Below are 25,633 nucleotides of genomic sequence, written 5' to 3'. Positions count from 1 at the left end.
TGACAGTTCGTCGCCCTGCGGGCATCACCGAACGTGCATATCGTCGAACTCATGCCCGCTGCCTCCGCGCCCACCATGACCCTGCGTACGGTGATCAGCCGCCACCTCGGCGGCGCCGACCCGCATGTGTTGACCGCGCACGACCGACTCGACGTGCCGGTCGGCTGGGTGCACTCCAGCGAGATATTCGAGATCGGTCCACTGCTGTCCGGTGGAGAGTTGCTGCTCACCACCGGACTCGGGCTCGGCGGTCTCGACGCCGGCACCCGGCGCCACTATGTGCGGGACCTGGCCGACCGCGGCGTCGCGGGCCTCGCCTTCGAGGTCGGCCGGACCTTCGACACGATCCCCGAGGAGATGGTGCGCGAGGGATCGGCGAGCCGACTGCCGATCATCGAACTCCGCCGGGTCCTGCCGTTCATCGAGGTCTGCCGCGAGACGAACACCGCGATCGTGTCCGGTGAACTCGGCGTTCTTCGCCGCCGGGCCGCGCTCGACGATGCGCTCCACCGGGATCTGGTGTCCGCGAGCGGGGTCGCCGGCATGCTCGCGCACGTCTCCGCCGCCGCGGGAAGGCCGGTCGCATTGATCGGCTCGTCGGGCGCGCTGCTCGCCGCCCACGGCGTCGACGACGACCGCTCCGCCTGGCGCATCGTCGACGCCGCGGTCGCCGCGGCCCCGGTCATCGTGCGTGATCGCGAGATCGCCCGTCTGGTCGCCGGCGGCAACGCCCACTCCGACCTGCCGGACGCGTCGATCCCCGCCTTGCTCGACGTGGCGGCGGGCCCGGTCGGGGCCGCGCTGACGCGTTCCGGCACACGGGGTTCGGCGGTGGGGGCGCGCCTCGTCGAGGAGATCGTCGGCGGCCGACACATCCGCCGCGCCGACCTGTTCGCGCGGCTCGTCAGCGCCGGCGTGCCCGTCACAGAGTCGACGCGGGTCGTCACCGTGGCGGCCGAGGCGCCGGATCCGAGGATGGCCGAGGCCACGCTCGCGCGCGCCGCCGCCTCGTTGTCGGGGCTGGTGCAGGCCACCGTGGACGCCACGGTCTACGCCCTGGTGATGACGGCCGGGGGCGGCGATGACGATCCCGTCGCGCGGGTGGCTGCCGCGATCGGTGGTCCCGGCGCGCTCACCGCCGGTCGGATGACCGCGGTGGTGGGCGACGCGCATCGCCTCGACACCCCGTCGGCCGGCGCCGAGTTGTCGACCGCGATGGCGGAATCCCTGCGGCGCAGCGGCGACCGCCTGGCCGTCGCCGCGGAACTGACACGAGCCGGTGTGGTCTCCGGCAGCGTCTTCACCGGTCGCGAACTCGCCGCCGAAATGGTTGTCCGCGAATCCCATCCGAGGATCCGCGCGGAGCTGGGGCAGATCATCGCACCGCTGGTCGAGCACGATGCCGCACAGTCGACCAGTCTGGTCACCACCCTCGAGGCCCATCTCCGCAACGGCTGCAGCGCGACGAGGTCGGCCGAGGTGCTGCACATCGGCAGGCAGAGTCTGTACCAACGACTCGAGCGCATCCGCGGTCTGCTCGGTTTCGATCCGACCTCGCCGACGACCTATCCGACAATGCTGTTGGCGGTCAGCGCCTTCCGGGCCGATCGGATGCCGGGCCGCACAGCACGGTGACGTCGGGGACTCAGGCGTACTGCCGCTGGGACTCCTCGACACGCCTGCGGGCCAGGATCAGGTACGCGACGAACGCGATCACGAATCCGACGAAGGCCCCCACATCGCCGAGTTCCGGAACCGCCCGGACCACGTATCCGACGAATCGTTCCTGGTTGCAGAACAACAGGACCGACGCGACCAATCCGAGTACGAATGCCGCGACCCCACCCCAGTTGGTGTACCGGGTGTCGTAGAGCAGGGCCAGCGACGGCGGTTCCTTGCGGAGCAACCGGTCGGCGAAGACCACGCCCAGCCAGGGTCCGATCCAATACGCGACCAGCAGCAGGAACGCCTCGTACGAGGCGGCCGCGTCGGCCAGTGCCCACCACGCCACGAGGAAGCCGACCACTCCGAAGAACACGGTGACCAGGGCACGCTGGATCCCGACGGGCAGCCGGAAGCCCATGGTCACGAAGGCCATGGCGCCCGAGTAGACATTGATCGCGTTGGCCGCCACCGCACCGACCGCGATGGCGAGCAGCGTGAGGTCGGCGACCGCGGTCGGCAGGTTCGCGGTGAACGCCTCGGTCGGGTTGTCGGAGGTCGGGTCGCCGATGGTCACCGACGCCGCACCGACGATCATCAGGAACGTGCAGGAGATGAACAACCCCGCCGACGCGAAGAGTCCGGTCTGCAACCTGGACACGGTGGGCGGCAGATAGCGCGTGTAGTCGGCCGCGTACGGCGTCCAGCCGGCCGTGTACCCGAACGCGGCACCGACGGTCAGCAGGAAGCCGCCCAGCGAGAACCCACCGTCGGCCGCAGGCGTCGACACCTGCGACTTGCTGAAGATGATCACGGCGGCGATCACGAAGACCACCGCCAGAACCGGTGCGGCGATCCGTTCGAAACGCTGCACCAGGTTGTGACCGAAGAATGCGAAAGCAGTCTGCGCGACCACGATGATGACCAGTCCGAGCAACGGCGTGACACCGAACAACGTCGACAGGGCGAACGCGCCGCTGACGCTGTTGGTCGCGAACCAACCGACGCCGCACATGACCGCCATGAACGTCGCCGGCAGGACGTTGCCGCGATGACCGAACGAGAGGCGCCCCAACACCATCTGGGGCACGCCGTGCAGCGGCCCTTCGGCGGAGAGCAGGAAGTGGGCCGCGGCGCCGAGCAGGTTCCCGATCGCCATCGCGGCGACGGCCTGCCAGAACGACAGGCCGAAGTAGAGCACCGAGATCACGCCGACGAAGATCGTCGCGAACTCGAGGTTGGGCGCCGTCCAGGTCCAGAACAGGCCACGCGGATTGCCGTGACGCGCATCGAGTGGGATCGGCTCGTTGCCGCCGGGTTCGACGGCCAGAACCTTGTTGCCGTAGCCGGACTGCGGCGCGGTGGCCGTCGCGTCGGGATTGTCGGTGGGTGCGCCGATGGTCATGGCGCAACTCTGCTGCCCGATGAGGGGCGGGGCAACTTACGAAGTGTCCGTTGCGAGAGGGCGCATGCCGAACAGTTCGATCACCGGCGCGTCACGCGACTCCACGTCACGCGCCGGCATCGATCCTCGTCACGGTGGGGTGCCGAGCTCACCTGATGTCGATCTCACCGTCGAACACGAAGGGCGTCATCGCGGGCTGGCATCCCTTGAACGCCGATGTCGCCATGGGACCCATCACTCCCACGTGGTCGGGAGCACCCCGGACTCCCTTGCGCACGGTGATCTGGACGGCCGCGGCTCCGCGCGCCGCAGCGGGCAGTACCTCGGGTGTCGTCCCGGTGATCGGATAGACCAGCGACGCGGTCCCACCTTGGGTATAGATGCAGGTGATCGGGCCGCGGACGTGAATCGGCGTCGGGTTCCGACCGTCGAGCACGGTGGCCTCGTATCTGCCCATCGTCTGCCCGCCCGCGCCACGGGCTCCGATCGCCTCGATGTTCAGCACGTGGACGCCCGGCGCGATCTCCATGTCGCCGGAGATGCGCAGCGCCTGGACCCCGGTTGGGCCCATCGGCGCCGCCACCGCTGCCGGCGTGGACGCGAGCGCCGCTGCGCCGAGGACCGTCGCGGCCGCGAGGACCAGTCTCGTATGGACCTTCGAATGAGTCATCGTTCCTCCCGATGGAGTTGGTCACCCGACCCGGTTCGAGGCTATTCCGCGGAACCGACCGTGGCGAGCCACTCCTCTCAGCGAACCTTCAGCTTCGATCGACTGCCGCCAGCCGCTCCTGCAGATGTCGGCGTTCGGCGGGATCGACGGTGAGGGTGATCGCCTTGTCGAACGCGGCCGCCGCCTCCCCGCCGCGACCGAGCCGATCCAGCAGATGCGCGCGTGTCACCCACGCGGGCTGAAATCGTTCCGCGCCGACCACACCGTCGAGTCGGGCCAGCCCTGCTGCGGGTCCGTCGATCTCGGCGACGACCGCCGACACCGCGACCGCCCCACCCAGCGTCGGCGCCACCGCCTGCAGCGCCTCATGCAGTGGCCGCAGGGTGAGCCAGTCGGGTGCCCGCCCGGGTGGCCGGGCACAGTGCACCGCGCTGATGGCGGCCTCGAGCTGGAATCGGCCGACCTCGCCGAGGCGATGCGCGGATCGCAGGTGCTCGTGCGCGCGCGAGATGAGGTCGGGGTCCCACCGGGCCGGATCCTGCTCCGGCAGTGGGACGAATCGTCCGTGGCCGTCGGTGCGCGCCGGCAGCCGTGCACTCGACAACGCCATCACCGCGACGAGTCCATGTGCCTCGGCGCTGTCCGGCGCGACCTCCGTGAGCACCTCGCCGAGTCCCAGCAGCAGTGCGCGGTGTGCTCGATCGACCCGCGGCCACTCGATGCTGTACGCGGCGTAGATGGCTTCGAGGACGGGCGCGATGCGGGTCGGGAGTTCATCGACCCCGGGGATCGCGAACGGTAACTCGCGTTCCCGGATGCGTCGTTTCGCCCGGACCAGTCGGGCGGCCATCGTGCCGCCGGGGATCGCGAACGCATGTCCGATCTGTCCGGCCGTGTAGCCCAGCACCGTGTTGAGCATCAATGCGGCATGGACGGACCGGTTGATCTCCGGGTGTGCACACACGAGGAGCAGTTCGAGTCGGCGGTCCCGCAACGGCGGCACTGTTCCGTCGGGGGCGACGACGTCGTGCACCGCGTCGTCGAACGGCACCGACGTCCGCGCCGCGGCCGAACGCCACCGATCACGCTGCCGGTTGCGGGCCACGGTCAGCAGCCAGCCATCGGGATCGCGCGGCACCCCGTCGCCGGGCCAGCGGGTCAGTGCTCGTTCGAAGGCGTCGGCGAGGGCATCCTCGGCGCCTGCCAGGTCGTGTGTGGGGGCGGCCAGCACCGCGAGCAGGCGCCCGTACGACTCCCGCGCGGCGCGCTCGGCGAACGAGCGCGCCGGCGCGTGGGCCGGTCGCGGATCGCCGTCAATCGGACCAGACACCGTCGACGCACGACAGGACGGACCTGCGGACCTCGACCACCGCGTACTGCGTCGCGGGGAGCTTCTCCGCCCAGGCCATCGCCGCATCGTGATCCGCGACGTCGAGCACGAACACACCGGCGAGTGCCTCGCGGGTCTCCGCGAAGGGCCCCTCCTGTACGCGCAGATCGCCGTCGCGCCGGGTGACGGTCTGCGTTGCGGTCGGCGACGCGAGTATCTCCGCGGCCACCAGGACCCCGGCCGCCTGCAGCGCGTCGGTGTACGCGCGGATCGCGGCCTTCATCTCGTCGATGGCCTGTGCGGGGATCTCGCCGGGCGCCGGTTCGGCGTTGTTGATGAGCAATGCGTAGCGCATGATGACCTACCTCCTGTGAGTCGAGTGTGGACCCTGATCGGGTCCCGTATCAGGAGGACGATCGGGCGACCGTCAAATCGACACCTACCACCGGTAGTCGAGGAACTTGCCGTCGAAAGTGATCACGACGCGGTCGCCGTCGGGGTCGGCACGGCGGGCGAAGTCGACCTTGAAGTTGATCGCGCTCATGATGCCGTCACCGAACTCCTCGTGGATCAACTCCTTGAGTGCGGGGCCATAGACGGCGAGCGCCTCGTGGAAGCGATAGATCGTCGGGTCCGATGCGGAAGCGTCGTCGGCCACCCGGGTGGGTTGGCGCACGAGGCTCTCGATCACGCCGTCGCCGAGTCCGAGCACTTCGCACACGACGGTCGCCTTGTCCGCCGGGACCGGGTGCTGACCGAGCAGGGCCGACACCGTCCACACCAGCGGCGCGTCGATCCGCTCGGCGAGGTCGGACCACGACAGGCCCTGACGTATACGTGCGGCGATGATCAGTTCTGCGGCATCGGACTTCGGCATGATCGGTGCGGTCATCGGGTCTCCTCGTCGATGGGAACGGTCCACTCAACCTTGACCACATCGGGCAGAGGTGTCCACCGGAGCGGGCGTGGCACCGGGTCCGGGTGGCCCGATGCCGCGCAGTGAGGCAGTCGCTGCGTGTAGCGTTGCGAGCGTGACAGGCTCCACATCCCAACGGGCGCAGACGATGAAGCTGCAGAACGTCGCCAACCGAGTGGTTCGTGTCCTACTCGCCACGCCCGGACTCAATCGGGTTGTCGGCGGACGTCTGGTGACGCTCTACATCGTCGGCCGCAGATCCGGTCGCCACTACACCGTTCCGGTCGCCTACCAGCGTCAGGGCGAGAAGCTGTTGATCGGTACCCCGTTCGGGTGGGGGAAGAACCTCCGGACGGGCGAGCCCGTCGAGATCCGACTCCGCGGCGAGCGCACCACCGCCGACGTCGAGGCATTCACCGACGAGGCGAGCGTCGTCGCACATTACGCACACATCTGCCGCGAGAATGCGCAGTTCGCGAAGTTCAACCAGATCGGGGTGGGGTCCGATGGAACGCCCGATGCGGCCGACCTGCACGCTGCCTGGGAGGCGGGCGCACGCTCGTTTCTCCTGACGCCGCGCTGACCGCCGCAACCGAACCGACGTCATGGCGACCACTCACCCGGCGGGGGTGCCGAGCATGTCACGCCGGGTCTGCGCGATCATCGGGCTGGTCTGCGTCGGTGTCCTGGGACTCGCCGTGGCGGCGTTCCTGATCCGCGGCGGCGTCCACATCCTCATCGGGCTGGCGGGTTTCGCCGTCTCGGTCGCCGGCGCCTGGTGGGTGGTCACCGAACGCGGACCACGCCGCATCACCGGCGCGATCGCCCTGATCCTGGGGCTGGTCCTGATCGCGGTCGCGCTCGCCCAGGTGCTCTCCGGCACCGAGGCGATCATCATCCGACTGCTGGTCGCCATGGCGGTGCTCGCGGTCGCGACCGGCTGCACGCGGTACGCGCTGATCCCTGACCTCCATGCGCTGGATCAGACGCGCGAGGGTCGACCACCGAGCCGGCCGGTGCTGATCTGCAACCCGAAATCCGGCGACGGGAAAGTCGAGCGGTTCGGGATCATCTCGGCCGCAGCCGAACTGGGCGTCGAGACCATCGTGCTCGGGCCCGATGACGACCTCGAGCAACTCGCTCGCGACGCCGTCGCGCGCGGAGCCGACTGCCTCGGGATGGCCGGTGGGGACGGTTCCCAGGCCCTCGTCGCCTCGATCGCGATCGAACACGACGTGCCGTTCGTGTGTGTGAGTGCGGGCACGCGCAACCATTTCGCGCTGGACCTCGGGCTCGATCGCGACGATCCGCGCCGCACGCTGACCGCGTTCCGCGATGCCGTCGAGCGGCGAGTGGACTATGCGACCGTCAACGGCCGACTCTTCGTGAACAACGTCTCGCTCGGGGTGTACGCGACGATCGTCCAGCAGGATTCCTACCGCGCCGAGAAGGCCCAGACGGCCGCCGCGATGCTGCCGGATCTCCTGGGGCCCATGGCGGAACCGTTCGACCTCCAGTTCACGACACCCGCAGGCGATGCGGTCGACGGGTCCTTCATGATCCTGGTGTCCAACAACCCGTATGCGGCCACGGCGTCGCCGGACGCAGGTATCCGTCGTCGGATGGACACCGGCACGCTCGGCGTGATCGCGGTGTCCACCTCGACCGGCGCCGAGGCGGCACAGCTGATGGCCCTGTCGGCGCTCGGGCTGCGCAAGGCGAGTCCCTTCTGGCACGAGTTCACCGCCGTCGAGTTCGAGATCAGGTCACGCAGCGGTCGTGCGTTCGCCGGTGTCGACGGCGAGGCGCTCGACCTGCCGACGCCCATGCGGTTCCGCAGCCACCCTGCCGGACTGCGACTGTTGGTGCCCGCGGACAACGAGGCCGTCGCGGCGCGGCGGCGGGCCCGCGACGTCAGTCTGCGCGCACTCGTCGACGTCGCCACGGGGCGCACACCGCAGCTCTGACGCTGACCACTTCCGCGGAAACCTCACCTTCCGGCCGGGATCGGACGACGATGTCCCTCGTGGCAGATTGGGACGGCACCCGGTACGGAGTGGTCAGCGACTTGCAGCGGACGATGGCGGCCGAGTCGCTGGCGCTGTTGCGTCTCGACGGCACCGAGCAGGTCCTCGACGTCGGGTGCGGGGACGGCTACGTCACCGCACAGATCGCCGATCAACTGCCGCATGGCGCGATCGTCGGAATCGACCCGAGCCCCCGCATGATCGAGGCGGCGCGGCAACGAGCCACCGCCGCGACGTTCGAGATCGGCGATGTCGTGACCCTCGACGTCACCGACGCCGTGGACGTGGTCACCTCGTTCAACGCGCTGCACTGGGTGCACGATCAGGCCACCGCCTACCGCAACATCGCGTCGGCGTTGCGGCCCGGGGGCCGCGCGCTCGTCGTCTTCGTCTGCGAGGGGCCGCGGCGCAGCGTCGAGCAGGTCGCCATGGACGTGACCCGCGACGATCGTTGGGCCGATGCGTTCGGCGACTTCGCCGCACCGTTCGTCCATCCGGACCCCGACACGTTCGACACCCTCGTCGTCGACGCCGGCTTCGAGATCGCCGAACGGACAGTGGTCGACAAGACCTGGGACTTCGGGTCCCGTGACGCCTTCGCACAATGGTGCACAGTCGGTTTCGGCGACTGGACCGGCCACCTGCCCGACGCTGCGGCGCACGACTTCGTCGAGGCCGTCGTCGACCGATACACCGAGATCGTCGGTCGGGTGGGTGTGTTCGCCTTCTATCAGTTGCGCGCGGAGCTCACCCGGCCACGGTGATCGGCCCGGCGGGTTAGTCTGTGCCCGTGGACGTACTCCGTAGCGTCGTTGTGCTGGTACACATCTCCGCGTTCGCGATCACCTTCGGCGCCTGGGCCGCCGAGGCGGCCGCACGCCGATTCCGTTTCACCCGTCTGATGGACTACGGCCTGCTGCTCTCACTGGTGACCGGTGTCGTGCTGGCCGCACCGCGGCCGGCCGGAATCGACCTGAACTACGCCAAGATCGGCGTCAAGCTCGTGATCCTGGTGCTCCTCGGTGGCGTGCTGGGCATGGGCAGTGCCCGCCAGCGCCGCACCGGCGAGCCGGTGCCACAACCGATGTTCGTCTCCGCGGGGGCGCTCTCCCTGGCCGCGGCGGGCGTAGCCGTCATCTGGTGATCGGCCGTCATCTGGTGATCGAGCGGGGCGGTGTCACGCTGTCCGACTCGCCAACTCCCAGAGGGCGTCGACCGTCTGCTCGGCCTGGCGAAGACTCTCCGCGGCCAGCGGCTTGAGCTCGGCCATCGCCGGATTGCGGTCGGCCAGCGTGAGTTCGGCGGTGATGAACCGGGGCACGAGCCCGACCATGGCGAGTCCGTGCGGCAACCACGCCTCGGCGTGGTCCCAACCTTCGCGCGGAGTACCCGGTCCGTAGCCGCCTCCGCGACTGGCCAGCACGATGAATTCGGTGTCGGCGAGCAGACCCTCTTGCGTCTCCATGTTCACCGACACTCCCGGCACGATCAGGTGATCGACCCACGACTTCACCGTCGACGGGGCACCGAAGTTGTACAGGGGCAGCCCGAGAACCACCGTGTCCGCGCGCCGGACCTCCTCGACGAGTTCGACACTCAACGCCCAGGACGCGGCCTGCTCGGCGGTGTGCTGTTCGGGTGGCAGTGCCCGCGCCGGGCCGGTCACCGCATCCAGGTGCGGGATGGTCGCCACGGCGAGGTCGCGATAGGAGACCGTCCCACCGGGGTGCGCCTCACGCCACTTGACCACCGCGCGGGCGGTGAGTCGGCGGCTCACCGACTCGTCGCCCTGGATGGAGGAGTCGATGTGCAGGAGATGACTCATTGGTACGCCTTCCATAGATGATTTGTCTAACACAAACTATCTATACCACGGCATGTGCCTGACGGCGGGTCCCGAGGGCGATATCCTGCACATGTGACCGAAATCCCAGCACCGCCCTCCCTCGAGCGTCGTGCCGGGCCGCTGCTCGAACACCTCGCGCGACGCATGCGCACCGAGAGCGAATCCACCATCGAGACCTTCGGGTTGCGGCCGCGCCACGTGATCGCACTGACCCTCCTGCGCGACTTCGGTGAACGCTCCCAATCCGATCTCGCCGAGGCGCTGCGGATCGATCCGACAAATCTCGTCGGTCTGCTCAACGACCTGGAGGTCGGCAGTCTCGTCGAGCGTCGACGGTCGACTCGGGACCGCAGGCGACACACCGTCGCCATCACCCCGACCGGCGACGCCCGGCTCGCGGAGATCGACGACGTCCTGGCCGCCGTCGAGCAGCGCGTGCTGTCGGCGTTGAGCGAATCCGAGCAGTCGACGCTCTACTCACTGCTCCGGCGGGCGACCGCGGACGGGGTGGACTGCTCCGGCGCCGTCGAGCACAGCACGGCGACATGCCTGGCCGACGACCCGGATTCCGAGCAGTGACCGTCGGCCCATAAACCGCTCGACCTGCGAATTCGCCACCAGCCCCGGATGATTCGGGATTTTCGGACATTTCTCGCGAATGCCCGCGTCTGTCGGACCGGCGTGATCGGGTACACATCCCGACGTCTAGATTGGGCCGCTGACGGCAGACAAATTCTGAGGGAGTCGGTGTGGTGACGAACGACGACGTCGAGGTCCGGACGTCCACGGATCGCGACGAGGGCTACCAACGGGGACTGACGACCCGGACGATCCAGATGATCGCGATCGGTGGTGCCATCGGCACCGGGCTCTTCTACGGCTCGGGCGGTGCGATCGAGAAGGCGGGCCCAGCGCTGATCCTCGCCTATGCACTGGCCGGCCTGGCGATCTTCATCGTGATGCGCGCGCTGGGCGAACTGCTCATCTATCGGCCGATCTCGGGCGGTATCAGCGAGTACGCCGACGAGTTCCTCGGCCGGTTCGCCGGATTCACCCAGGGGTGGACCTACTGGGCGGTGTGGACCACGACCTGCATGGCCGAGATCACCGTGGCCGGCACGTACGTCAACTACTGGTGGCCGTCGATCCCCGTCTGGGTGACCGCGCTCGTCGCGCTGGTGGTGCTCTTCGGGGCGAACCTGATCTCGGTCGGCATGTTCGGTCGTGCGGAGTTCTGGTTCTCGGCGATCAAGGTCACCGCGATCCTCGGCATGATCATCGTCGGTATCGGTGTCCTGCTGCCCATCTCGGGCCTGGGACCCGACACCGGGCCGTCGGTGACGAATCTGTGGAACGACGGCGGCTTCTTCGCGACGGGATTCACCAACGCGCTGTTGAGTCTGCAGATCGTGATGTTCGCCTACGTCGGTGTGGAACTCGTCGGCGTCACCGCGGGCGAGGCGCAGAACCCGCGGGTGACGCTGCGCAAGGCCATCAATTCGGTGCCGTTTCGCATCGGTGTCTTCTACGTGGGATCGCTCGTCGTCATCCTGTCGGTGCGGAGCTGGCGCGACTTCCACGCCGGCCAGAGTCCGTTCGTAGCGGTGTTCTCCTACATCGGCATCCCCGGCGCGGCCGGCATCGTCAACTTCGTGCTGCTCACCGCAGCACTGTCGTCGTGCAACTCGGGCATCTACTCGACGGGGCGGATGGTGCGTTCACTCGCGCAGCGCGGTGACGCACCGGCACCGCTCGCGCGGTTGTCCGGGCGCAGGGTCCCCGTCGGGGGATCGTGCTCAGTGCCGCGGTGATGGTGGTGGGGGTGATCGTGAACGTCATCGATCCCGACCACGCGTTCTCCTACATCACCTCGGTGTCGACGGTCGGCATCATCGTGATCTGGGGAACGATCCTGGTGTGCCACATGGCCTACCGCAAGAAGGTGGCGAGCGGCGCCCTGCCGGCGTCGGACTATCGGGTGCCCGGCGCACCGGTCACCACGTGGGCGGCGCTCGCGTTCCTCGTGCTGGTGTTGATCCTGCTGTTCTTCGATGCGGACGGTCGGGTGGCGCTCGTCGTCGGCGCGGTCTGGTTCGCCGCCGTGGGCATCGGTTACGTCGCGTCCTCGCGCCGCAGGTCGCCGGTGGGCACTCGCTGATCACGCTCGGGTGGGTCGGTCGACACCGGCCGACCCATCCGGTCGGCGCCCCAACTGCGTTCGATGTAGCCGATGACCCGTGCTACATCCTCGGCCGGAACATCGCCGGTCGCACCGTCTTCGAGTGGGTCCGCGTGAAAGATGTAGAGCCGTGAGGCGAATTGCTCGAATGGCAACGACCCCTCCCCCGGGCGCTCGCCATTGCCGGCCGTCCCGACCACCACGTCGTCACCCCAGTCCTGACCGCTGTCGTTGTTGGGGTTGAAGAAGTACACGCGGATGTCGCCGTTCGGGTCCGATGCGACCCGCAGGATCGTGATCGCATGCCAGCCGACGTAGCGTGCCGCGCTGTCGGTGAACGCGATCCCGGCGGGCTGCGGGTGAATGAGCGGCTGGTTGCCGTTGTAGCCGGGGTGATACGCCGCATAGAACTGTCGGATGAAGTCGTCGAGGTCGACGAGATCGCCGGTCTCCACGTCGACGTTGATCCGGAAGCCGCGTGCCGACCACCACCCGTGGAACTCGGGGTTCACCCAACGATGGGGGTCGCCGGGACGATCGGCGCACCGTCGGACCATCTCGGCATAGATCCGGTCGAGATGCGGAACCACCAGGAGCGAAACAGGATCCAGGTCGATCGGGTCCGCCGTCGCGACGCCGCCGACACTCTCCACCGACGACACGGGCTGACCTTCGAAATGAGCGACGACCTCGTCGTCGCGCGCCGCCCACGCCACCACCTGCAGCAGGTAGTCGGGATCGTTGTACGCCCACATCGACAACGCGCGGGCCGACTGGCATGTGGGATTGTCGCCCTGCCCGACGCCCAGCGGTTGGCCGAGCATCGAGAGCAGACCCCCGAGGAGCAATGACTCGGGATCGATCGCCGGGCCGAACGCCGACCGCAGTCGCTCGGTCACCGACGGCGACAGTCTCAGCGCCAGTTGGCGCCAGAGCGACGGGACCACGGGCGGCTGGTGCAGGATGCCGCGATCGAGCAACAAGGCCAGCCCGTAGAGGCACTGCGCGTTCTGCGGATGCACGGTTCGGGTGATCAGCTCCTGCACCAGGTCGGTGTAGCGGAGCAGGCAGTTGCGCCCCACCTCCGACAGCCCGAGCGCCTCCGGGAGCAGAAAGACGTTGTCGGTCACCAGGAACCGCGCCAGCGCCGCATGGTAGGAGGAGACCAGGCCGGTGTCGTGCATGGCCCGGGCGAATCCGCGGGCCTCGAATTCGAGCCCCTCGGCGTCCATCGCCGACAGCCGAGACAGATAGACGTCGATGCCCGGATCCTCGCGACAGGCCTCGGTGGGGCCGAAGAGCGCGGTGGTCAGCCGATCGAGTCCCTGCGCCGATGTGCCGAGGTCCACATCCGGATCACTGCGGTGCACCGCCATGCGGGTGACCATCGCCTTCACGTGATCGACCTGGATCGGCCGCTGGCGGAGTATCCGCCAGATCTCCTCGACGAGTTCGTCGAGCACGCCGTCGTAGCCGATCTGATCGACGACGTACCCGAAGACGGCGCGGGTGATCTTGGCGGCACTACCCTGCCGGACGCGTTCGGACTCCGACGGTGGCGCCAGCAGCAGATCGAGGTTCATCGCAAGGATCTGCGACAGGAAACGTCGGGCATCGTCGGCCGTCATGTCCGGGTGAACATAGTCGCCCATGGCGATCGCGACCATCCGCAGTTCGCTCGTCGACTCCAGGATCACCGTGTCGGTGTGCTCACTGCGCAGGCTCGGGCCCACCAGGGCCGGGACCAGGATGTCCGGCTGATTCCAGTCGGACCCGGCGAAGACGCCGGCGCTCTCCAGCGTGGCAGCACGTTCCCGCACCGCCGCACAGCCGCCCTCCTGTGTCAGCACCCGACGTAGTGCGTCGAGCACCCGACGCAGTTTGCCGACCTTGGCGAAGTCGGGCGCCCCGAGCATCGCCGACGTGGCATGGTCGAGTTGCTCGATCCGCGAGGCCAGGGCCCGACCGACGGCGACGTCATCGCGTGCAGATGTCATACGTAGAAGTCGAGTTCTTCCTGCTTCTTCAGCAGATCCCGCATGCGGTAGGGGTCCTCGCCGAAGAAGTAGAGCAGGCCCCAATGTGTCCCGAAGGCCGTGCGTTTGGTGACGGTCTCCTCCAGTGGTGCGGCGAGATCGTTGGTCTCGTAGTAGTCGTCGTCCGCGGTCACGTCGGGGATCTCCAGGTTGGAGACCACGCGCCGGCGGGGATACACGCCGAAACATCCGGCCACACCGCTGGCATCCACCACCTCACGCGGGAAGAACGCGTCGATCTCCTCCTCCGTGGTCTTCGGATCGAAGGACAGCACCAACGCCTGGTAGGCATTGAAACCGTATGCGCGCTCCAGCAACTCGAACACCTTGAAGCCCGGCGGACGGTAGGCGACCTCGCCGAAGTACATCTCGCCGTCGTTGGTCACGAAGTACTCCGGATGCACGAACCCGAAGTCGATGTCGAAGGTCTTGATCAACTTCTCGATCTGCGCGGTGATCGCCGGACGGTACTTCTCCAGCTCCGGGGTGGCCGGCACGAACACCGAATATCCCAGCGTCACATACTCGGAGATGTTCAGGAACTTGATCTTGCCGTTGTGGATCCATGCCTCCACCGCGAACTCCCAGCCGTCCAGATGGGATTCCATCAGGACCGGGAACTCTTCCTCGGGGATCGTGTCGACCTCGTCTGGCGTCCGGATGACACGGTGTCCGAGGCAACCGGCCTTGTCGAATGCCTTCAGGTGAATCGGGTCGTTCGGGTCGCCGTCGAGCTTGAGCAGGGTCTGGTTCACCCTGCGCAGGAAGCGGACCACGTCCTCGCGGTCGTGGGCCTCTTCGAAGATGCCGACGCGGATGCCGCCGAGCTGGGCACGACGCTTCATCAGTGCCTTGTCACGCAGCAACATCGCCTGTCCGAACAGCCGCGGCTTGTTCATCAGGACGGAATTGATCGCCCCGGCCCACTCGACGGTTTCCTCGAACAGCGGGATCGCGACGTCGACGCCCATGTCCTGCAGCGTCTCGGCGATCTCCAGCGAACGGTCGTTGAGTCGTTCGAAGTTCCACGACACATAGGGAATGTCGTGTTCAGCGCAATATTCTTGCGCCCAATCGGGCGCCACCACCACAAATCTGCGGTCGAATCCATCGAGGGCCTCGATGGCCCCGAGACTCCAACCGAGCAGTGCCACAAACCCTTTGTCCGGGTTCTTCGCTGTTTTCGCGGGCTTGGTCATGCATGTCCTCTCGCTCTGATCGTGCGCGATTCATGCTTGCTTTTCCTCTGACCAACCTACAGAGGTGCCCGACTGCCGCTCGGGGCGGTTCGACGGTGCGGCGATGACGGGCCCCGAACCCGCAGGTGGAATCGTCGATATGTCGCTGGAATGCCCCCTCGCTGGCTAACCTTGTGCACGCATCGTCGAGAGCCGACCCCGGAGGTGGAAGAGCCATGGGACATTCCCGTGTCCGAGCCCGCGCTGCAGGCCCGGGGCGTCGTCGATGAGCCTCGTCGCCGGGCACGGACCGCTGAGCGGGAATCCCGCAGGCTGGTTCTCCGGCCCCGTGCCGACGGATCTGGTGTTCGTCGAGCCCCATCCGCGGCGCATCAGGGCGGTGCGCGACGGGCGGACCGTGCTCGACACGGAGCGAGCGCTCATGGTGCACCGGCCGGGCCAGTTCCTCAGCTACGCCTTTCCGCTCGATGAGGTGGGCGACCTCCCCACCGAGCCCGAGCCGGAGGCGCCGGGTTACGTGCACGTGCCCTGGGCCGCCGTCGACGAGTGGTACGAGGAGGGCCGCAAGCTGGTCTGGTACCCGCCGAACCCGTACCACCGCGTCGACTGCCGGCCGACGGACCGAGGTCTGCGGGTCGACGTCGCCGGCGTGACTTTGGTGGACACCACCGACACGGTCATCGTGTTCGAAACAGCGCTGGCTCCGGTCCTGTACGTGGCGCCCACCCATGTGCGCACGGATCTGCTTCGTCGTGGGGACCTGACGACGTACTGCAACTACAAGGGCACGGCCACGTATTGGACCGCGGTCATCGGCGACGTCGTGGTCGAGGACGTCGCCTGGAGCTACGAGGAGGTTCTGCCGGAGAGCACCGTCATCGGAGGACATCTCAGCTTCGATCCGGCGAAGGCCGATGTTCTCGCGGAGCTGCCCGCGGCGACCCGGGGAGCCGCCGACTGCGGCTGCCAGGTCTAGCGGCTGCCAGGTCTGGCTGCTGCGAGGTCTGGCGGCTGCGAGGTCTGGCGGTCGCGAGGTCTGGCGGTCGCGCTACAGTCGCGCGTTCGAGTCGACTGCCGAGTCCGTGGTGCGCAACGGGCGGATGAGTCCGTCCTGGACGAACGACGCCAGCAACGCGCCATCCTGGGTGTGCACGGTGCCGCGCACGTAGGACATCCCGGCACCGACCTGTGTGCTCTCGTGGGAGTAGAGAATCCAGCCGTCCCAGCGGACCGGTTCGTGGAAGCTGATCGCGATGGTCATCGGCGCGGTCGAGACGGTCAGATGTGCTTGGCTGGTACCGATCCCGGCATGGGCTCGCATGGTGGTCGAGATGCCGAGGTGGCCGGTGAAGTGTGCCAGGAGAGCCTTGGCCAAATCCGCGCGTCGCGGGACCGGGTCGTAGGCCAGCCACGCGTAGAGCTCGGGTGGTCCCACCTCGTCGGGACTGTTGACGTGCTCGACGTCCACCAGTCGTACGTCGCGGCCGGGCAACGGCATCCGCGCGACGAAGGCCTCGTCGGGGCCGGCGACCGCGGGACGTGGCAGGTGGTGGGCGATCAGGTCGGCGGTCGGCACGTCGGCGAGCACGGTCACCGTGGCGCACCGCTTCCCGTTCTGTACCGCCGCGACGACCGCGGTGGCAACGGAACGACCTTCGTGCACGACGTCGACGTCGAACTCCACCGGCGGCCCGACCATGACCGCACGCGCGAACACCGCCTGCGCCGATCGGATCGACTTGTCCGGAAACCGTTTTGCGGCCGCCACGATCGCCTGGGCGAGCACCTGCGTGCCCTCCACGATGACGCGGCCCTCCTCGCCCTCGATACCCGTCATGCCGGTGAAACGGTCGGGTCCACCGGGCTCGACGTCGAACACGTCGAGCAGTACCGCGAGGGACCAGGCGGTCGCGTCCTGCGTCATGCCGGATCGTTCTCCCATCCGAGTGTCGACACTCACATCGTGGCCATCGAGAAGGCTACCGCCGCTGCGACGTCCCCAGGCGCCGTTGTGCGCCTACCGATCCCATCGGAACTCCGCGGACTCGCTCAGCCGCCCGATCTCCGCCGTCAACGCGGCGCGTAGGGGTCCGTGCCGCGGCGCCAGGGCGTGGTCGGGATGGGTCCGGTGATCCTGCGGATAGAGCCACACGGGCATGCCCACGCGCTCGGCGGGCTCCCACCCGTATCGCGGCCAGATATGTGCGTGCAGGAACGCGTGGGTGTTCCCGAGGATCTCGACGTTGGTCCGGCGATACATCGGGTCCCGTGCCGCGCACACGTTCTCCACCGCGGTGGCGAGCAGATCCACGTCGGCCAGGAAGCGGAGGCGGCTCCGACGATCGAGGTCGGACAGACGGTCCGCGTGCGGAACCCTGCTGAGCGCCAGCGAATAGCCGGGAAGGAACTGCGTGTCACCGATGACGGCGAAGACGGTGTCCAGTTCGGCGAGCACCGTCGGATTGCGGCCCTGCGCCGCGGATCGGACGCGGTCCGCTCGCCAGTCCGCCACGTCGCCGGTTCACTCCCGATTCACCGCGACCGCGGCACTGATCAGGCCGGTGAAGGCGTCCGCATCCAGGGAGTCACCCTCCTTCACATCGATCGCGCGCCGGGTCCCCGCGTCCAGACTGGCGTTGAACAGTGTCGCGGGATCGGGAAGCGAGGCGCCCTTCGCGAAGGTGACCTTGATCTTGTCCTTGTAGGTCTCCACCGTGCAGACCAGGCCGTCCAGCGAGAACGTCGGCACACCATCGGGATTGGACGGCTTGCGCCACTTGACTTCCTCGATGATGCCCGGCTCGGCCGCCATGATCAGTGACCGCACCTCGGAGACCCTGGCTGCCCGCCAATCGTTGCTCATGGGATCACCGTAGTCGCGACGGCCGGGGTCGAGGTCACCGATTCACAGAGCCGGCGAGATCGAATCCCACATCCGGGGCAGGTCCTTCGCCCAGTAGTACCAGTGGTGGGTCCCGACGACCTGCAGGGCGTCGGTGAACGGTAGCCCGGCATTGTGCAGATCCTCGGCGAACCGCTGCGAGCAGGTGCTGGTGGCGATCTCGAATGTCGCCGACGCGGCGAGGACGACCTGGTAGAGACCCTCTTCGGGCGTCACCTGGCGTTTCATGTCCGCGGGTCCGAGGCGACCCGCTCCCGAGTAGAGATACAGCTTCTTGCCGCGGAAACGGTCGAGGTGCAGCGCCGGATCGTGGTCGCGCCAGCCGGCGGAACCGACGGGTCCCCACATGTTCCCGGCGTCCGCGCCGGCGCGGGCGAGGGTCGCCCGCACGTACGCCTCGCCTTCCGGCGACGACACCGGCGGACACCCGCTGAGCGAGGCCACCGCCTTGTACAGGGTGGGGGCCTGCGAGGCGATCGTGAATGCCGCCTGCCCACCCATCGACACCCCGGCGATCGCCCGAGACCCCGTCGAGTCGAACCGGTCGTCGATGAGGGGCGGCAGTTCCTTGGTCAGGAAGGTCTCCCACATCGGCTTGCCCACGACCGGGTCGCGCCGCTCCCAGTCCGCGTAGAAGGTCCCATAGGCCCCGGTGGGGAGCACGACGTTCACGTCCTTGTCGGCGAAGTACCGCTCGGCGTTGCCCGCTTCGAGCCAACCGCTGTCCTCACCGCGGGCACCGGCACCGTCGAGCAGGTAGAGCGTCGGCCGGGGACCGGTCGTGTGACGGGGCGTGAGCACGAACACCTTGATGTTCTTGTTCATCGCCGCCGAGTGCACCCACACGCCGGCTCGGGTGGCGGTCTCCTGCACAAACGACGTGATGTATGCGCCCTGAGGTGCGGCTTCCGCGGTCGCGGCGGCCGTGGCCACACACAATGTCGTCAGGCACATGACCGTCGCCACGCGCCACATTGATCGAAACACTCTCGTCCCCCGTATCCGCGCCGCGCGCGAATCGATTACCTCCACGCTGCGCGCAGATGTGTGCCCCCGGGATGAATGGTCGAGAGGTCAGACACCGAGGCGAGCCACCCACCGTTGAAGTGGTGAGCCTAACCGCCCGATGTGCCGTTGTCAGCGCTTCGCGGATACTTCCGGGGTCGCAGTCAGGCCGGCTCGCGCATCACCCCGACGTGGCGCACGGCGCCGGACAGACCAGGCAGCTCTTTCGGGGACGACCAGGTGCGCAATCCGTTCCTGCTGTCCGAGTACAGCTGCTTTCCCCGGGTATAGGCGTCGAGGTACATCCGCCACGCGCCGTTGGGCAGCTGCACCACGGCGGGCCCCTCGACGTAGGTGCCCCAATTTCCGGGAGGGACGAAGCGATAGGGCCCGATCAGCGACGACGCGACCGCATGCTGGATGAACTTCTTCGTCTCGTTCTTGGTGAACGCGTGGTAGGTCGCGCCGACCTTGACCACGGTGGTGTCGATGTGGTCGGCGCCGATCCCGGCGAGCGGAACCGGCGGGCTCCACAACCGGAGCGATGGCTCGAGCGCCGTCATCAGGTAGGGCACGAAGCCACCACCGGTCGACATCGACAGGATGACGTTGACCCGTCCACCCTCGACGAACCATTCGGGTGCCCAGGCCTTGGTGGTGAACGGCGACAGCGACGGACCGTCGCTGGACCCGGCCGACCCGGACGAGCCCGGCCCGCTCGACGAGCCGAGCCCCTTGCCGTCGCCGGTGCCCGGCAGGAAGGCGCAGCAGAACGGCACCGGGTAGTTGTGGAGGAACGTCCAGTTGATGCGGTCCCGGCTGCGTGCGAAGCCGATGTTCGCGCCGTCGACTGTCGTGTAGGTGATGTAGTACCAGCCATCGCTGTTCCGGAAGATGCTGGCGTCGCGCACACGACCCGATGGAGGTCGGTACGCCGACCTCCGGAGTAGTTCGAATTGCGTTCCGTTCCCCGACTCGTAGACATCCATGTCGCGATCGCTGGCGCTGCTGAACGCCACCATCGTGTAGCGCCACCCGGACGGTGCGGCGCTGCTGCCGGCCGGAACCGAGACGAGTAATCCGGCGACGACGAGCAACACCACCGTGACGGCGGAGAACGTGGTTCGCTTGGTTGGGGTCACCGGTGCAGTATCCGTGCCGGTGGGCACACTCTGCACAACTTTGGCCGCAGGCGGGCGAAATCGTGACTGGCGACCGGGGGTTCACCCGATGCCGTCGGCGATGCTGCTCACTGCTCCGTGACGTGACCGCCCTCGACGTGCCAGCCCCGGTCGAGGCGCACGTTCGACAGCATTCGCCGGTCGTGGGTGACCAGCAGGACAGCGCCATCGTAGGTGTCCAACGCGGACTCGAGTTGCTCGATGGCGGCGAGGTCGAGATGGTTGGTGGGTTCGTCGAGCACCAGGACGTTGGTGCCCCGCGCCTGCAGGAGGGCCAGCGCGGCCCGGGTGCGCTCCCCGGGGGACAGATCGGCGACGGCACGGTCGACGTGGTCGGCACGGAGACCGAACTTTGCGAGAAGCGTTCGCACCTCGGCGGTCGTGAAGTCCGGTACGAGCTCCTCGAAGCGCTCCGCGAGTGGCTGCGATCCCGCGAATTCGGCACGCGTCTGGTCTATTTCGCCGATCGCGACATTGGCACCCAACTGTGCGGTCCCGGCGTCGGGGGTCACCCGGCCGAGGAGTAACCGCAACAGTGTCGACTTCCCGGCACCGTTGGGGCCGGTGATACCGATCCGCTCCCCCGCGTTCACCTGGAGCGAGACCGGCCCGAGTGCGAAATCCCCCAGCCGCACGACGGCATCGTTCAGGGTCGCGACCACCGAACTCGAGCGCGGCGCGGTCCCGATGGTGAACTCCAGCGTCCACTCCTTGCGGGGTTCGACGACCTCGTCGAGCCGCGCGATCCGACTCTCCATCTGGCGGACCTTCTGCGCCTGCTTCTCACTGGACTCGGTCGCCGCGCGCCGCCGGATCTTGTCGTTGTCCGGAGCCTTGCGCATCGCGTTGCGCACCCCTTGGCTCGACCACTCACGCTGGGTTCGCGCACGGGCGACCAGATCGGCCTTCTTCTCGGCGAACTCCTCGTACTCCGCTCGCCGGTGCCGACGTGCGACCTCACGCTCGTGCAGGTAACTCTCGTAGCCACCCCCGAACAGGGTGTTGGTGTGTTGCGCGAGATCGAGTTCGAGAACCCCGGTGACGCTGCGGGACAAGAACTCCCGGTCGTGACTCACCAGCACCACACCGCCCCGCATACCGTCGACGACCCCCTCCAGCCGAGCGAGCCCGTCGAGGTCGAGGTCGTTGGTCGGCTCGTCGAGCAGCACCACGTCGAACCGCGAGCACAGCAGCGCCGCCAACCCCACCCGTGCGGCCTGCCCGCCGGAGAGGTCGGTCATCAGCGCCGATTCCGGCGCCACGGCGTCGCCGGCCAGGCCCAGTTCCGCGAGGACCTCGGGCAGACGTTCGTCGAGGTCGGCGGCACCGGTCACCAGCCAGTGGTCGAGCGCGGCGGCGTAGACCTCGGCCGGATCCTCGGCTCCGGACGCGGACGACGGGTCGGCGAGGGCGGTCGCGGCCGCATCCATGGCCTGCGTCGCCGCGGAACAGCCGGTTCGGCGGGCGACGTACTGCCCGACGGTCTCGCCGGGGACCCGGGCGTGCTCCTGTGGCAACCAGCCGACGAAGGCGTCGGCCGGGGCGCGTGTCACCCTGCCGTCGAGCGGCGCGAGGTCACCCGCGAGTACCCGCAGCAGTGTGGTCTTGCCCGACCCGTTGGCCCCGACGACGCCGATCACGTCGCCCGGCGCCACGGTGAGGTCGAGATGATCGAAGAGGACGCGGTGCGCGTACCCGCCGGCGATGTCCTTGGCGACGAGTGTTGCGGTCATGAGGAGATGATCGCACCTCGATCGGAGGCACATCATCGTCAGGCGTCAGCTGTGGTACTTGGTCAGCAGCCGTTCGGGGATATGGCAGGAGTCCTCAGGGAAACGTGCGAGCCGATGCTGATGTTCTTCCGCACTACGGACGTAGTTGGCGAGCGGCAGCACCTCGACAGCCACGCGATCGGAGTCATCTCTCGCGGCGATGAACTCGCGCGCCTGCTCGAGGTGTGTCAGCCGCTGGGAATACACGCCGGTGCGGTACTTCTCGCCGGTATCCGGCCCCTGTCTGTTCACGCTGTAGGGGTCGATGATCTCGAAGAAGTACTCCATCAGTTGCGTGACGCTCACGACGGTCGGATCGAATCGGGTCCACACGCACTCCGCATACCCGTCGTACTCACTGTCGACGGACTGACTGGTGCCGTTGGCCCGGCCGGCCTCCGTGAACGTCACCCCTGGCAACGTCGCGATGAATGCCTGCACGCCCCAGAGGCAGCCGCCCGCGAAATACACATCCTCGGTCTCGTGCTCCAGATCCACGTGGGCGATGGTACGGGCCACGCGGGAAGGGGCAAGCGCCCGATCAGACGTTGAAGCGGAACTCCACGACGTCGCCGTCCTGCATGACGTAGTCCTTGCCCTCCATGCGCACCTTGCCCGCGGCCTTGGCCGCGGCCATCGTGCCGGCGGCGTCGAGGTCGTCGAAGGAGACGATCTCGGCCTTGATGAAGCCCTTCTCGAAGTCGGTGTGGATCACACCCGCGGCCTTGGGGGCGGTGTCGCCGCGATGAATGGTCCAGGCGCGCGACTCCTTGGGGCCGGCCGTCAGGTAGGTCTGCAGCCCGAGGGTGTGGAAACCGGCGCGGGCGAGCGACCGCAAGCCGGGTTCGGTCTGGCCGATGGAGTCGAGGAGTTCCTGGGCGTCCTCCTCGTCGAGTTCGAGGAGTTCACTCTCGACCTTCGCGTCGAGGAAGACCGCGTCGGCAGGAGCGATGGTGTCGCGCAGTTCCTGTTTGCGCGCGTCGTCGGTGAGTACCGACTCATCGGAGTTGAAGACATAGAGGAACGGCTTGGCCGTCATCAGATGGAGTTCGCGAACCGCCGACAGGTCGAACGAATCCTTCTGGGAGAACAGCGTCTTGCCCTCGTTGAGGAGCTCCTGCGCTTTCTGCGTGGCCGCGACGGTCTCGGCGAGATCCTTGTTCTTGCGGGCGTCCTTCTCCAGGCGCGGCAGGGCCTTCTCGATGGTCTGCAGGTCGGCCAGGATCAGCTCGGTCTCGATGACGCCGATGTCGGAGAGCGGATCCACGCGACCGTCGACGTGCACGACATCGTCGTCGGCGAATACCCGCACGACCTGACAGATGGCGTCGGCCTCACGAATGTTGGCGAGGAACTGGTTACCCATCCCCTCCCCCTCCGACGCGCCCTTGACGATGCCGGCGATGTCGACGAACGACACCGTCGCCGGCAGGATGCGCTCGCTGCTGAAGATCTCCGAGAGGCGATCGAGGCGATTGTCCGGCAGCTCGACGACGCCGATGTTCGGCTCGATGGTGGCGAACGGATAGTTCGCCGCGAGCACGTCATTGCGGGTCAACGCGTTGAAGAGGGTCGACTTGCCGACGTTGGGAAGACCGACGATTCCGAGGGTGAGACTCACGGACAGCCAGTCTATCGGCCACCGGCCCGCATCCGACGGGCGCGTGGGCACGCGGCCCGGCACCCGCGGTCCGCGTCAGGTCTTGTCGGCGGTGCCGGGATCGTCCTGCGGGGCGTCCGACGCGGGCTCCTCGTCGGGGACGCTGCCGGCATTGGCCGTCACCTCAGTCCCCTCCGGCGGCAGAGATTCCCCCGCCCGCTCGGCGATCTGCTCGTTCAGGTAGCGCAGGATCACCGCCAGCGACGCCGCCGCGGGCACCGCGAGGAACGCACCGGTGATACCGAACAGCGTGCCGCCGAGGGTCACCGCGAGCAGCACGATCACCGCATGCAGGTCCATCGACTTCGACTGCAGCCACGGCTGCAGCACATTGCCCTCGAGTTGCTGCACGGCGAGGATGATGCCCAGCACGATCAGTGCGGTCGTCAGGCCGTTGGACACCAGCGCGATCAACACGGCGAGCGCGCCGGCCACGAACGCACCGACGATGGGGATGAATCCGCCGAGGAATGTGATCACCACCAGCACACCGGCCAGCGGCACCTGCAGGATGAACAGCCCGGCGCCGATCAGGGTGGCGTCGACGAAGCTCACGATGGCCTGGGTCCGGATGAATCCACCGAGGCTGTTCCACATCCGCGACAGCACCTCGCCGATGTGCGTACCCGAGGGCTTGCCGACGGTGCGGTCGAGCCACGGGACGAACTTCGGTCCGTCCTTGAGGAAGAAGAAGACCAGGATCAACGCGGTGAACAGGGTGACCAGGATCGACGTCGCGGTCCCGACACCGCTGAACACGCCGGCCGCGATCGACGACGCACTGGATTGCAGCCGGTGCGTGATCGTGTCGACGATGTTGTCGAGTTGCTCATCCTTGATGTTGAGCGGTGGACCCTGAATCCAGTCCTGCAGCTTGCGCACACCGTCGGTCGCGCGTGACGCCAGCTCCGGCGCCTGGCGGACGATCGACGGCACGATCACACTGATCACACCGGCCAGCACGCCGACGGCGACCAACATCATGACCAGCGAAGCGGCAGCCGGTGGGACACCGCGCTTGCGCATCCAGCGCACCGGCGGCCACAGCACCGTGCACACGATGATCGCGAACAGGATCGGGAGCAGGATCACCCAGAGCTTGCCGACCACCCACATCAGCACCCAGAACGCTGCGACGACCAGCACCACCTGCAGGCTGACGACCGAACTGGATCGCAGGCCCGTCAGCACCACCTGGACGCGGGTCGGACGCGTCTCCTTCGGTGCGACGAGATGAGTCGTCGCGGAGTCCGGGGCGTCCTGGGCATCCGGAACGCCGGAAACACCCGATTCGTCTGTCACGCACAGATCGTCACACACTCGTCGCGGGTCTGCGTAGACCGACGCGTGTGTCGGACCGCCCGGCGCGTCACGCGGCGGGCGACACCCGGCTCAGTGGCGCTTGAACTTGCGCTCCAGGTAACGGACGAGCTCGTTGATCGCCTCGAGCTCCACGACGATCGGCGACACCGGTTGCGGTGGCGCCGGCGGCGCACCGCGGACGTCACGATCGTCGACGACCGGACGCGGCGCGGCCCAGTCATAGGCGTCGAGACAGTCCTCCCAGGGCCTGTCCGTGGGATGGCCCTCCGGCTCACCCGGCGCGAGCGCACGAGCTTTCTGCTGGTCGCATGCCTTCTCGATCGTGTCGGGTCCATACAGACCCATCATGATCTCGAGCCCCCACGCCGGAAATTCCGACAGCTGCGGTTCACGGTTCCGACCTCGTTGTCGGGCACCGCCGAACGGTGTGTTCATGAGGACTCATGGTGCCAGGAATTGTTACCTACGTCACCATATTGTCGGATTCGATCAGCCCGACGTCGCGATGTCCGATTCCCGC

At 67.8% G+C, this 25,633-nt stretch carries 25 protein-coding genes and 1 pseudogene; 8 read left to right on the top strand and 18 right to left on the bottom strand.

Annotated features, from left to right (window positions below; genetic code table 11):
• Positions 1–51: 51 nt before the first annotated feature.
• A complete protein-coding gene (locus tag D7316_RS26135; RefSeq protein WP_124710847.1) occupies positions 52–1,635 on the top strand; it encodes a PucR family transcriptional regulator in 1,584 nt (527 codons plus the stop codon).
• Between the two features lie 10 nt (positions 1,636–1,645).
• On the opposite strand, the gene D7316_RS26130 is transcribed toward D7316_RS26135, so the two are convergent.
• From D7316_RS26130 to cynS, 5 genes are all read right to left on the bottom strand, one after another.
• On the bottom strand, positions 1,646–3,067 hold the full coding sequence (locus D7316_RS26130; RefSeq protein ID WP_124710846.1) for a purine-cytosine permease family protein: 1,422 nt from the start codon (positions 3,065–3,067) through the stop codon (positions 1,646–1,648).
• A 148-nt stretch (positions 3,068–3,215) separates the two neighbouring features.
• Positions 3,216–3,737 carry a hypothetical protein gene (locus D7316_RS26125; protein ID WP_124710845.1) on the bottom strand — a complete coding sequence of 174 codons (522 nt, stop codon included), beginning with the start codon at positions 3,735–3,737 and terminating at the stop codon, positions 3,216–3,218.
• 88 nt (positions 3,738–3,825) lie between these two features.
• Positions 3,826–5,067 carry an RNA polymerase sigma factor gene (locus D7316_RS26120; RefSeq protein WP_408610059.1) on the bottom strand — a complete coding sequence of 414 codons (1,242 nt, stop codon included), beginning with the start codon at positions 5,065–5,067 and terminating at the stop codon, positions 3,826–3,828.
• A complete protein-coding gene (locus D7316_RS26115) occupies positions 5,051–5,422 on the bottom strand; it encodes a YciI family protein (RefSeq protein ID WP_124710843.1) in 372 nt (123 codons plus the stop codon). The genes D7316_RS26120 and D7316_RS26115 overlap by 17 nt, the downstream gene beginning before the upstream one ends.
• A gap of 84 nt (positions 5,423–5,506) precedes the next feature.
• Entirely contained in the window at positions 5,507–5,959 is a 453-nt protein-coding gene (cynS, locus tag D7316_RS26110; protein WP_124710842.1) for a cyanase, read from the bottom strand.
• Positions 5,960–6,098: 139 nt separating this feature from the next.
• Here cynS and D7316_RS26105 point away from each other — a divergent pair, with 139 nt between their 5' ends.
• Genes D7316_RS26105 through D7316_RS26090 form a run of 4 tightly spaced genes read left to right on the top strand, consistent with a single transcriptional unit; the run spans position 6,099 to position 9,154 of the window.
• Positions 6,099–6,566 carry a nitroreductase/quinone reductase family protein gene (locus D7316_RS26105; protein ID WP_232017089.1) on the top strand — a complete coding sequence of 156 codons (468 nt, stop codon included), beginning with the start codon at positions 6,099–6,101 and terminating at the stop codon, positions 6,564–6,566.
• 55 nt (positions 6,567–6,621) lie between these two features.
• Positions 6,622–7,950, top strand: a complete 1,329-nt coding sequence (locus D7316_RS26100; RefSeq protein ID WP_124710841.1) for a diacylglycerol/lipid kinase family protein — start codon at positions 6,622–6,624, stop codon at positions 7,948–7,950.
• A 59-nt stretch (positions 7,951–8,009) separates the two neighbouring features.
• The gene (locus tag D7316_RS26095; protein WP_124710840.1) at positions 8,010–8,774 is read left to right on the top strand and encodes a class I SAM-dependent methyltransferase; all 765 of its coding nucleotides are present in this window, start codon (positions 8,010–8,012) and stop codon (positions 8,772–8,774) included.
• 26 nt (positions 8,775–8,800) lie between these two features.
• Complete coding sequence (locus D7316_RS26090; RefSeq protein WP_124710839.1) at positions 8,801–9,154, top strand: Fe-S protein; 354 nt, start codon at positions 8,801–8,803, stop codon at positions 9,152–9,154.
• A 33-nt stretch (positions 9,155–9,187) separates the two neighbouring features.
• Here D7316_RS26090 and D7316_RS26085 read toward each other — a convergent pair whose 3' ends face one another.
• Positions 9,188–9,835, bottom strand: coding sequence for an FMN-dependent NADH-azoreductase (locus D7316_RS26085; RefSeq protein ID WP_124710838.1), 648 nt, complete (start codon positions 9,833–9,835; stop codon positions 9,188–9,190).
• A gap of 93 nt (positions 9,836–9,928) precedes the next feature.
• Between D7316_RS26085 and D7316_RS26080 the strand changes: the two genes are divergently transcribed.
• Positions 9,929–10,435, top strand: a complete 507-nt coding sequence (locus D7316_RS26080; protein ID WP_232017088.1) for a MarR family winged helix-turn-helix transcriptional regulator — start codon at positions 9,929–9,931, stop codon at positions 10,433–10,435.
• Positions 10,436–10,608: 173 nt separating this feature from the next.
• A pseudogene (locus D7316_RS26075) lies at positions 10,609–12,014 on the top strand (amino acid permease).
• Here the strand turns inward: D7316_RS26075 and D7316_RS26070 are convergent.
• Both D7316_RS26070 and D7316_RS26065 read right to left on the bottom strand, forming a co-directional pair.
• Entirely contained in the window at positions 11,969–14,032 is a 2,064-nt protein-coding gene (locus D7316_RS26070) for a hypothetical protein (RefSeq protein ID WP_124710837.1), read from the bottom strand. The pseudogene D7316_RS26075 and the gene D7316_RS26070 overlap by 46 nt on opposite strands.
• Positions 14,029–15,270, bottom strand: coding sequence for an ATP-grasp domain-containing protein (locus D7316_RS26065; protein ID WP_124710836.1), 1,242 nt, complete (start codon positions 15,268–15,270; stop codon positions 14,029–14,031). Before D7316_RS26065 ends, D7316_RS26070 begins: the two co-directional genes overlap by 4 nt.
• Before the next feature lie 265 nt (positions 15,271–15,535).
• On the opposite strand from D7316_RS26065, the gene D7316_RS26060 reads away from it, so the two are divergent.
• Positions 15,536–16,246, top strand: a complete 711-nt coding sequence (locus D7316_RS26060; protein ID WP_124710835.1) for a DUF427 domain-containing protein — start codon at positions 15,536–15,538, stop codon at positions 16,244–16,246.
• A gap of 72 nt (positions 16,247–16,318) precedes the next feature.
• Here the strand turns inward: D7316_RS26060 and D7316_RS26055 are convergent, their stop codons facing one another.
• The 10 genes from D7316_RS26055 to D7316_RS26010 all read right to left on the bottom strand — a co-directional run bounded on the left by D7316_RS26055 (position 16,319) and on the right by D7316_RS26010 (position 25,548).
• The gene (locus D7316_RS26055) at positions 16,319–17,194 is read right to left on the bottom strand and encodes an acyl-CoA thioesterase (protein WP_124710834.1); all 876 of its coding nucleotides are present in this window, start codon (positions 17,192–17,194) and stop codon (positions 16,319–16,321) included.
• A 93-nt stretch (positions 17,195–17,287) separates the two neighbouring features.
• The gene (locus D7316_RS26050) at positions 17,288–17,782 is read right to left on the bottom strand and encodes an HIT family protein (protein ID WP_124710833.1); all 495 of its coding nucleotides are present in this window, start codon (positions 17,780–17,782) and stop codon (positions 17,288–17,290) included.
• 9 nt (positions 17,783–17,791) lie between these two features.
• On the bottom strand, positions 17,792–18,133 hold the full coding sequence (locus D7316_RS26045) for a DUF1801 domain-containing protein (protein ID WP_124710832.1): 342 nt from the start codon (positions 18,131–18,133) through the stop codon (positions 17,792–17,794).
• Between the two features lie 42 nt (positions 18,134–18,175).
• Positions 18,176–19,147 carry an alpha/beta hydrolase gene (locus D7316_RS26040; RefSeq protein WP_124711590.1) on the bottom strand — a complete coding sequence of 324 codons (972 nt, stop codon included), beginning with the start codon at positions 19,145–19,147 and terminating at the stop codon, positions 18,176–18,178.
• Positions 19,148–19,341: 194 nt separating this feature from the next.
• Positions 19,342–20,319, bottom strand: coding sequence for a glycoside hydrolase family protein (locus D7316_RS26035; RefSeq protein ID WP_232017087.1), 978 nt, complete (start codon positions 20,317–20,319; stop codon positions 19,342–19,344).
• A gap of 107 nt (positions 20,320–20,426) precedes the next feature.
• A complete protein-coding gene (locus D7316_RS26030) occupies positions 20,427–22,091 on the bottom strand; it encodes an ABC-F family ATP-binding cassette domain-containing protein (protein ID WP_124710830.1) in 1,665 nt (554 codons plus the stop codon).
• A gap of 45 nt (positions 22,092–22,136) precedes the next feature.
• Positions 22,137–22,628 (bottom strand): peptide-methionine (S)-S-oxide reductase, encoded by a 492-nt coding sequence (locus D7316_RS26025; protein ID WP_232017086.1) that lies wholly within the window; start codon positions 22,626–22,628, stop codon positions 22,137–22,139.
• Positions 22,629–22,671: 43 nt separating this feature from the next.
• A complete protein-coding gene (gene ychF, locus D7316_RS26020) occupies positions 22,672–23,751 on the bottom strand; it encodes a redox-regulated ATPase YchF (protein ID WP_124710829.1) in 1,080 nt (359 codons plus the stop codon).
• A 75-nt stretch (positions 23,752–23,826) separates the two neighbouring features.
• Positions 23,827–25,092 carry an AI-2E family transporter gene (locus D7316_RS26015; protein WP_232017085.1) on the bottom strand — a complete coding sequence of 422 codons (1,266 nt, stop codon included), beginning with the start codon at positions 25,090–25,092 and terminating at the stop codon, positions 23,827–23,829.
• A 90-nt stretch (positions 25,093–25,182) separates the two neighbouring features.
• Positions 25,183–25,548: a hypothetical protein gene (locus D7316_RS26010; RefSeq protein WP_124710827.1), complete on the bottom strand. Its 366-nt coding sequence runs from the start codon at positions 25,546–25,548 to the stop codon at positions 25,183–25,185.
• Positions 25,549–25,633: the final 85 nt, after the last annotated feature.

The organism is Gordonia insulae (genome assembly GCF_003855095.1).
GTDB lineage: Bacteria > Actinomycetota > Actinomycetes > Mycobacteriales > Mycobacteriaceae > Gordonia > Gordonia insulae.
Note: the sequence above shows the minus strand (reverse complement) of the source record. Positions and strands in the feature narration are given on the sequence as shown.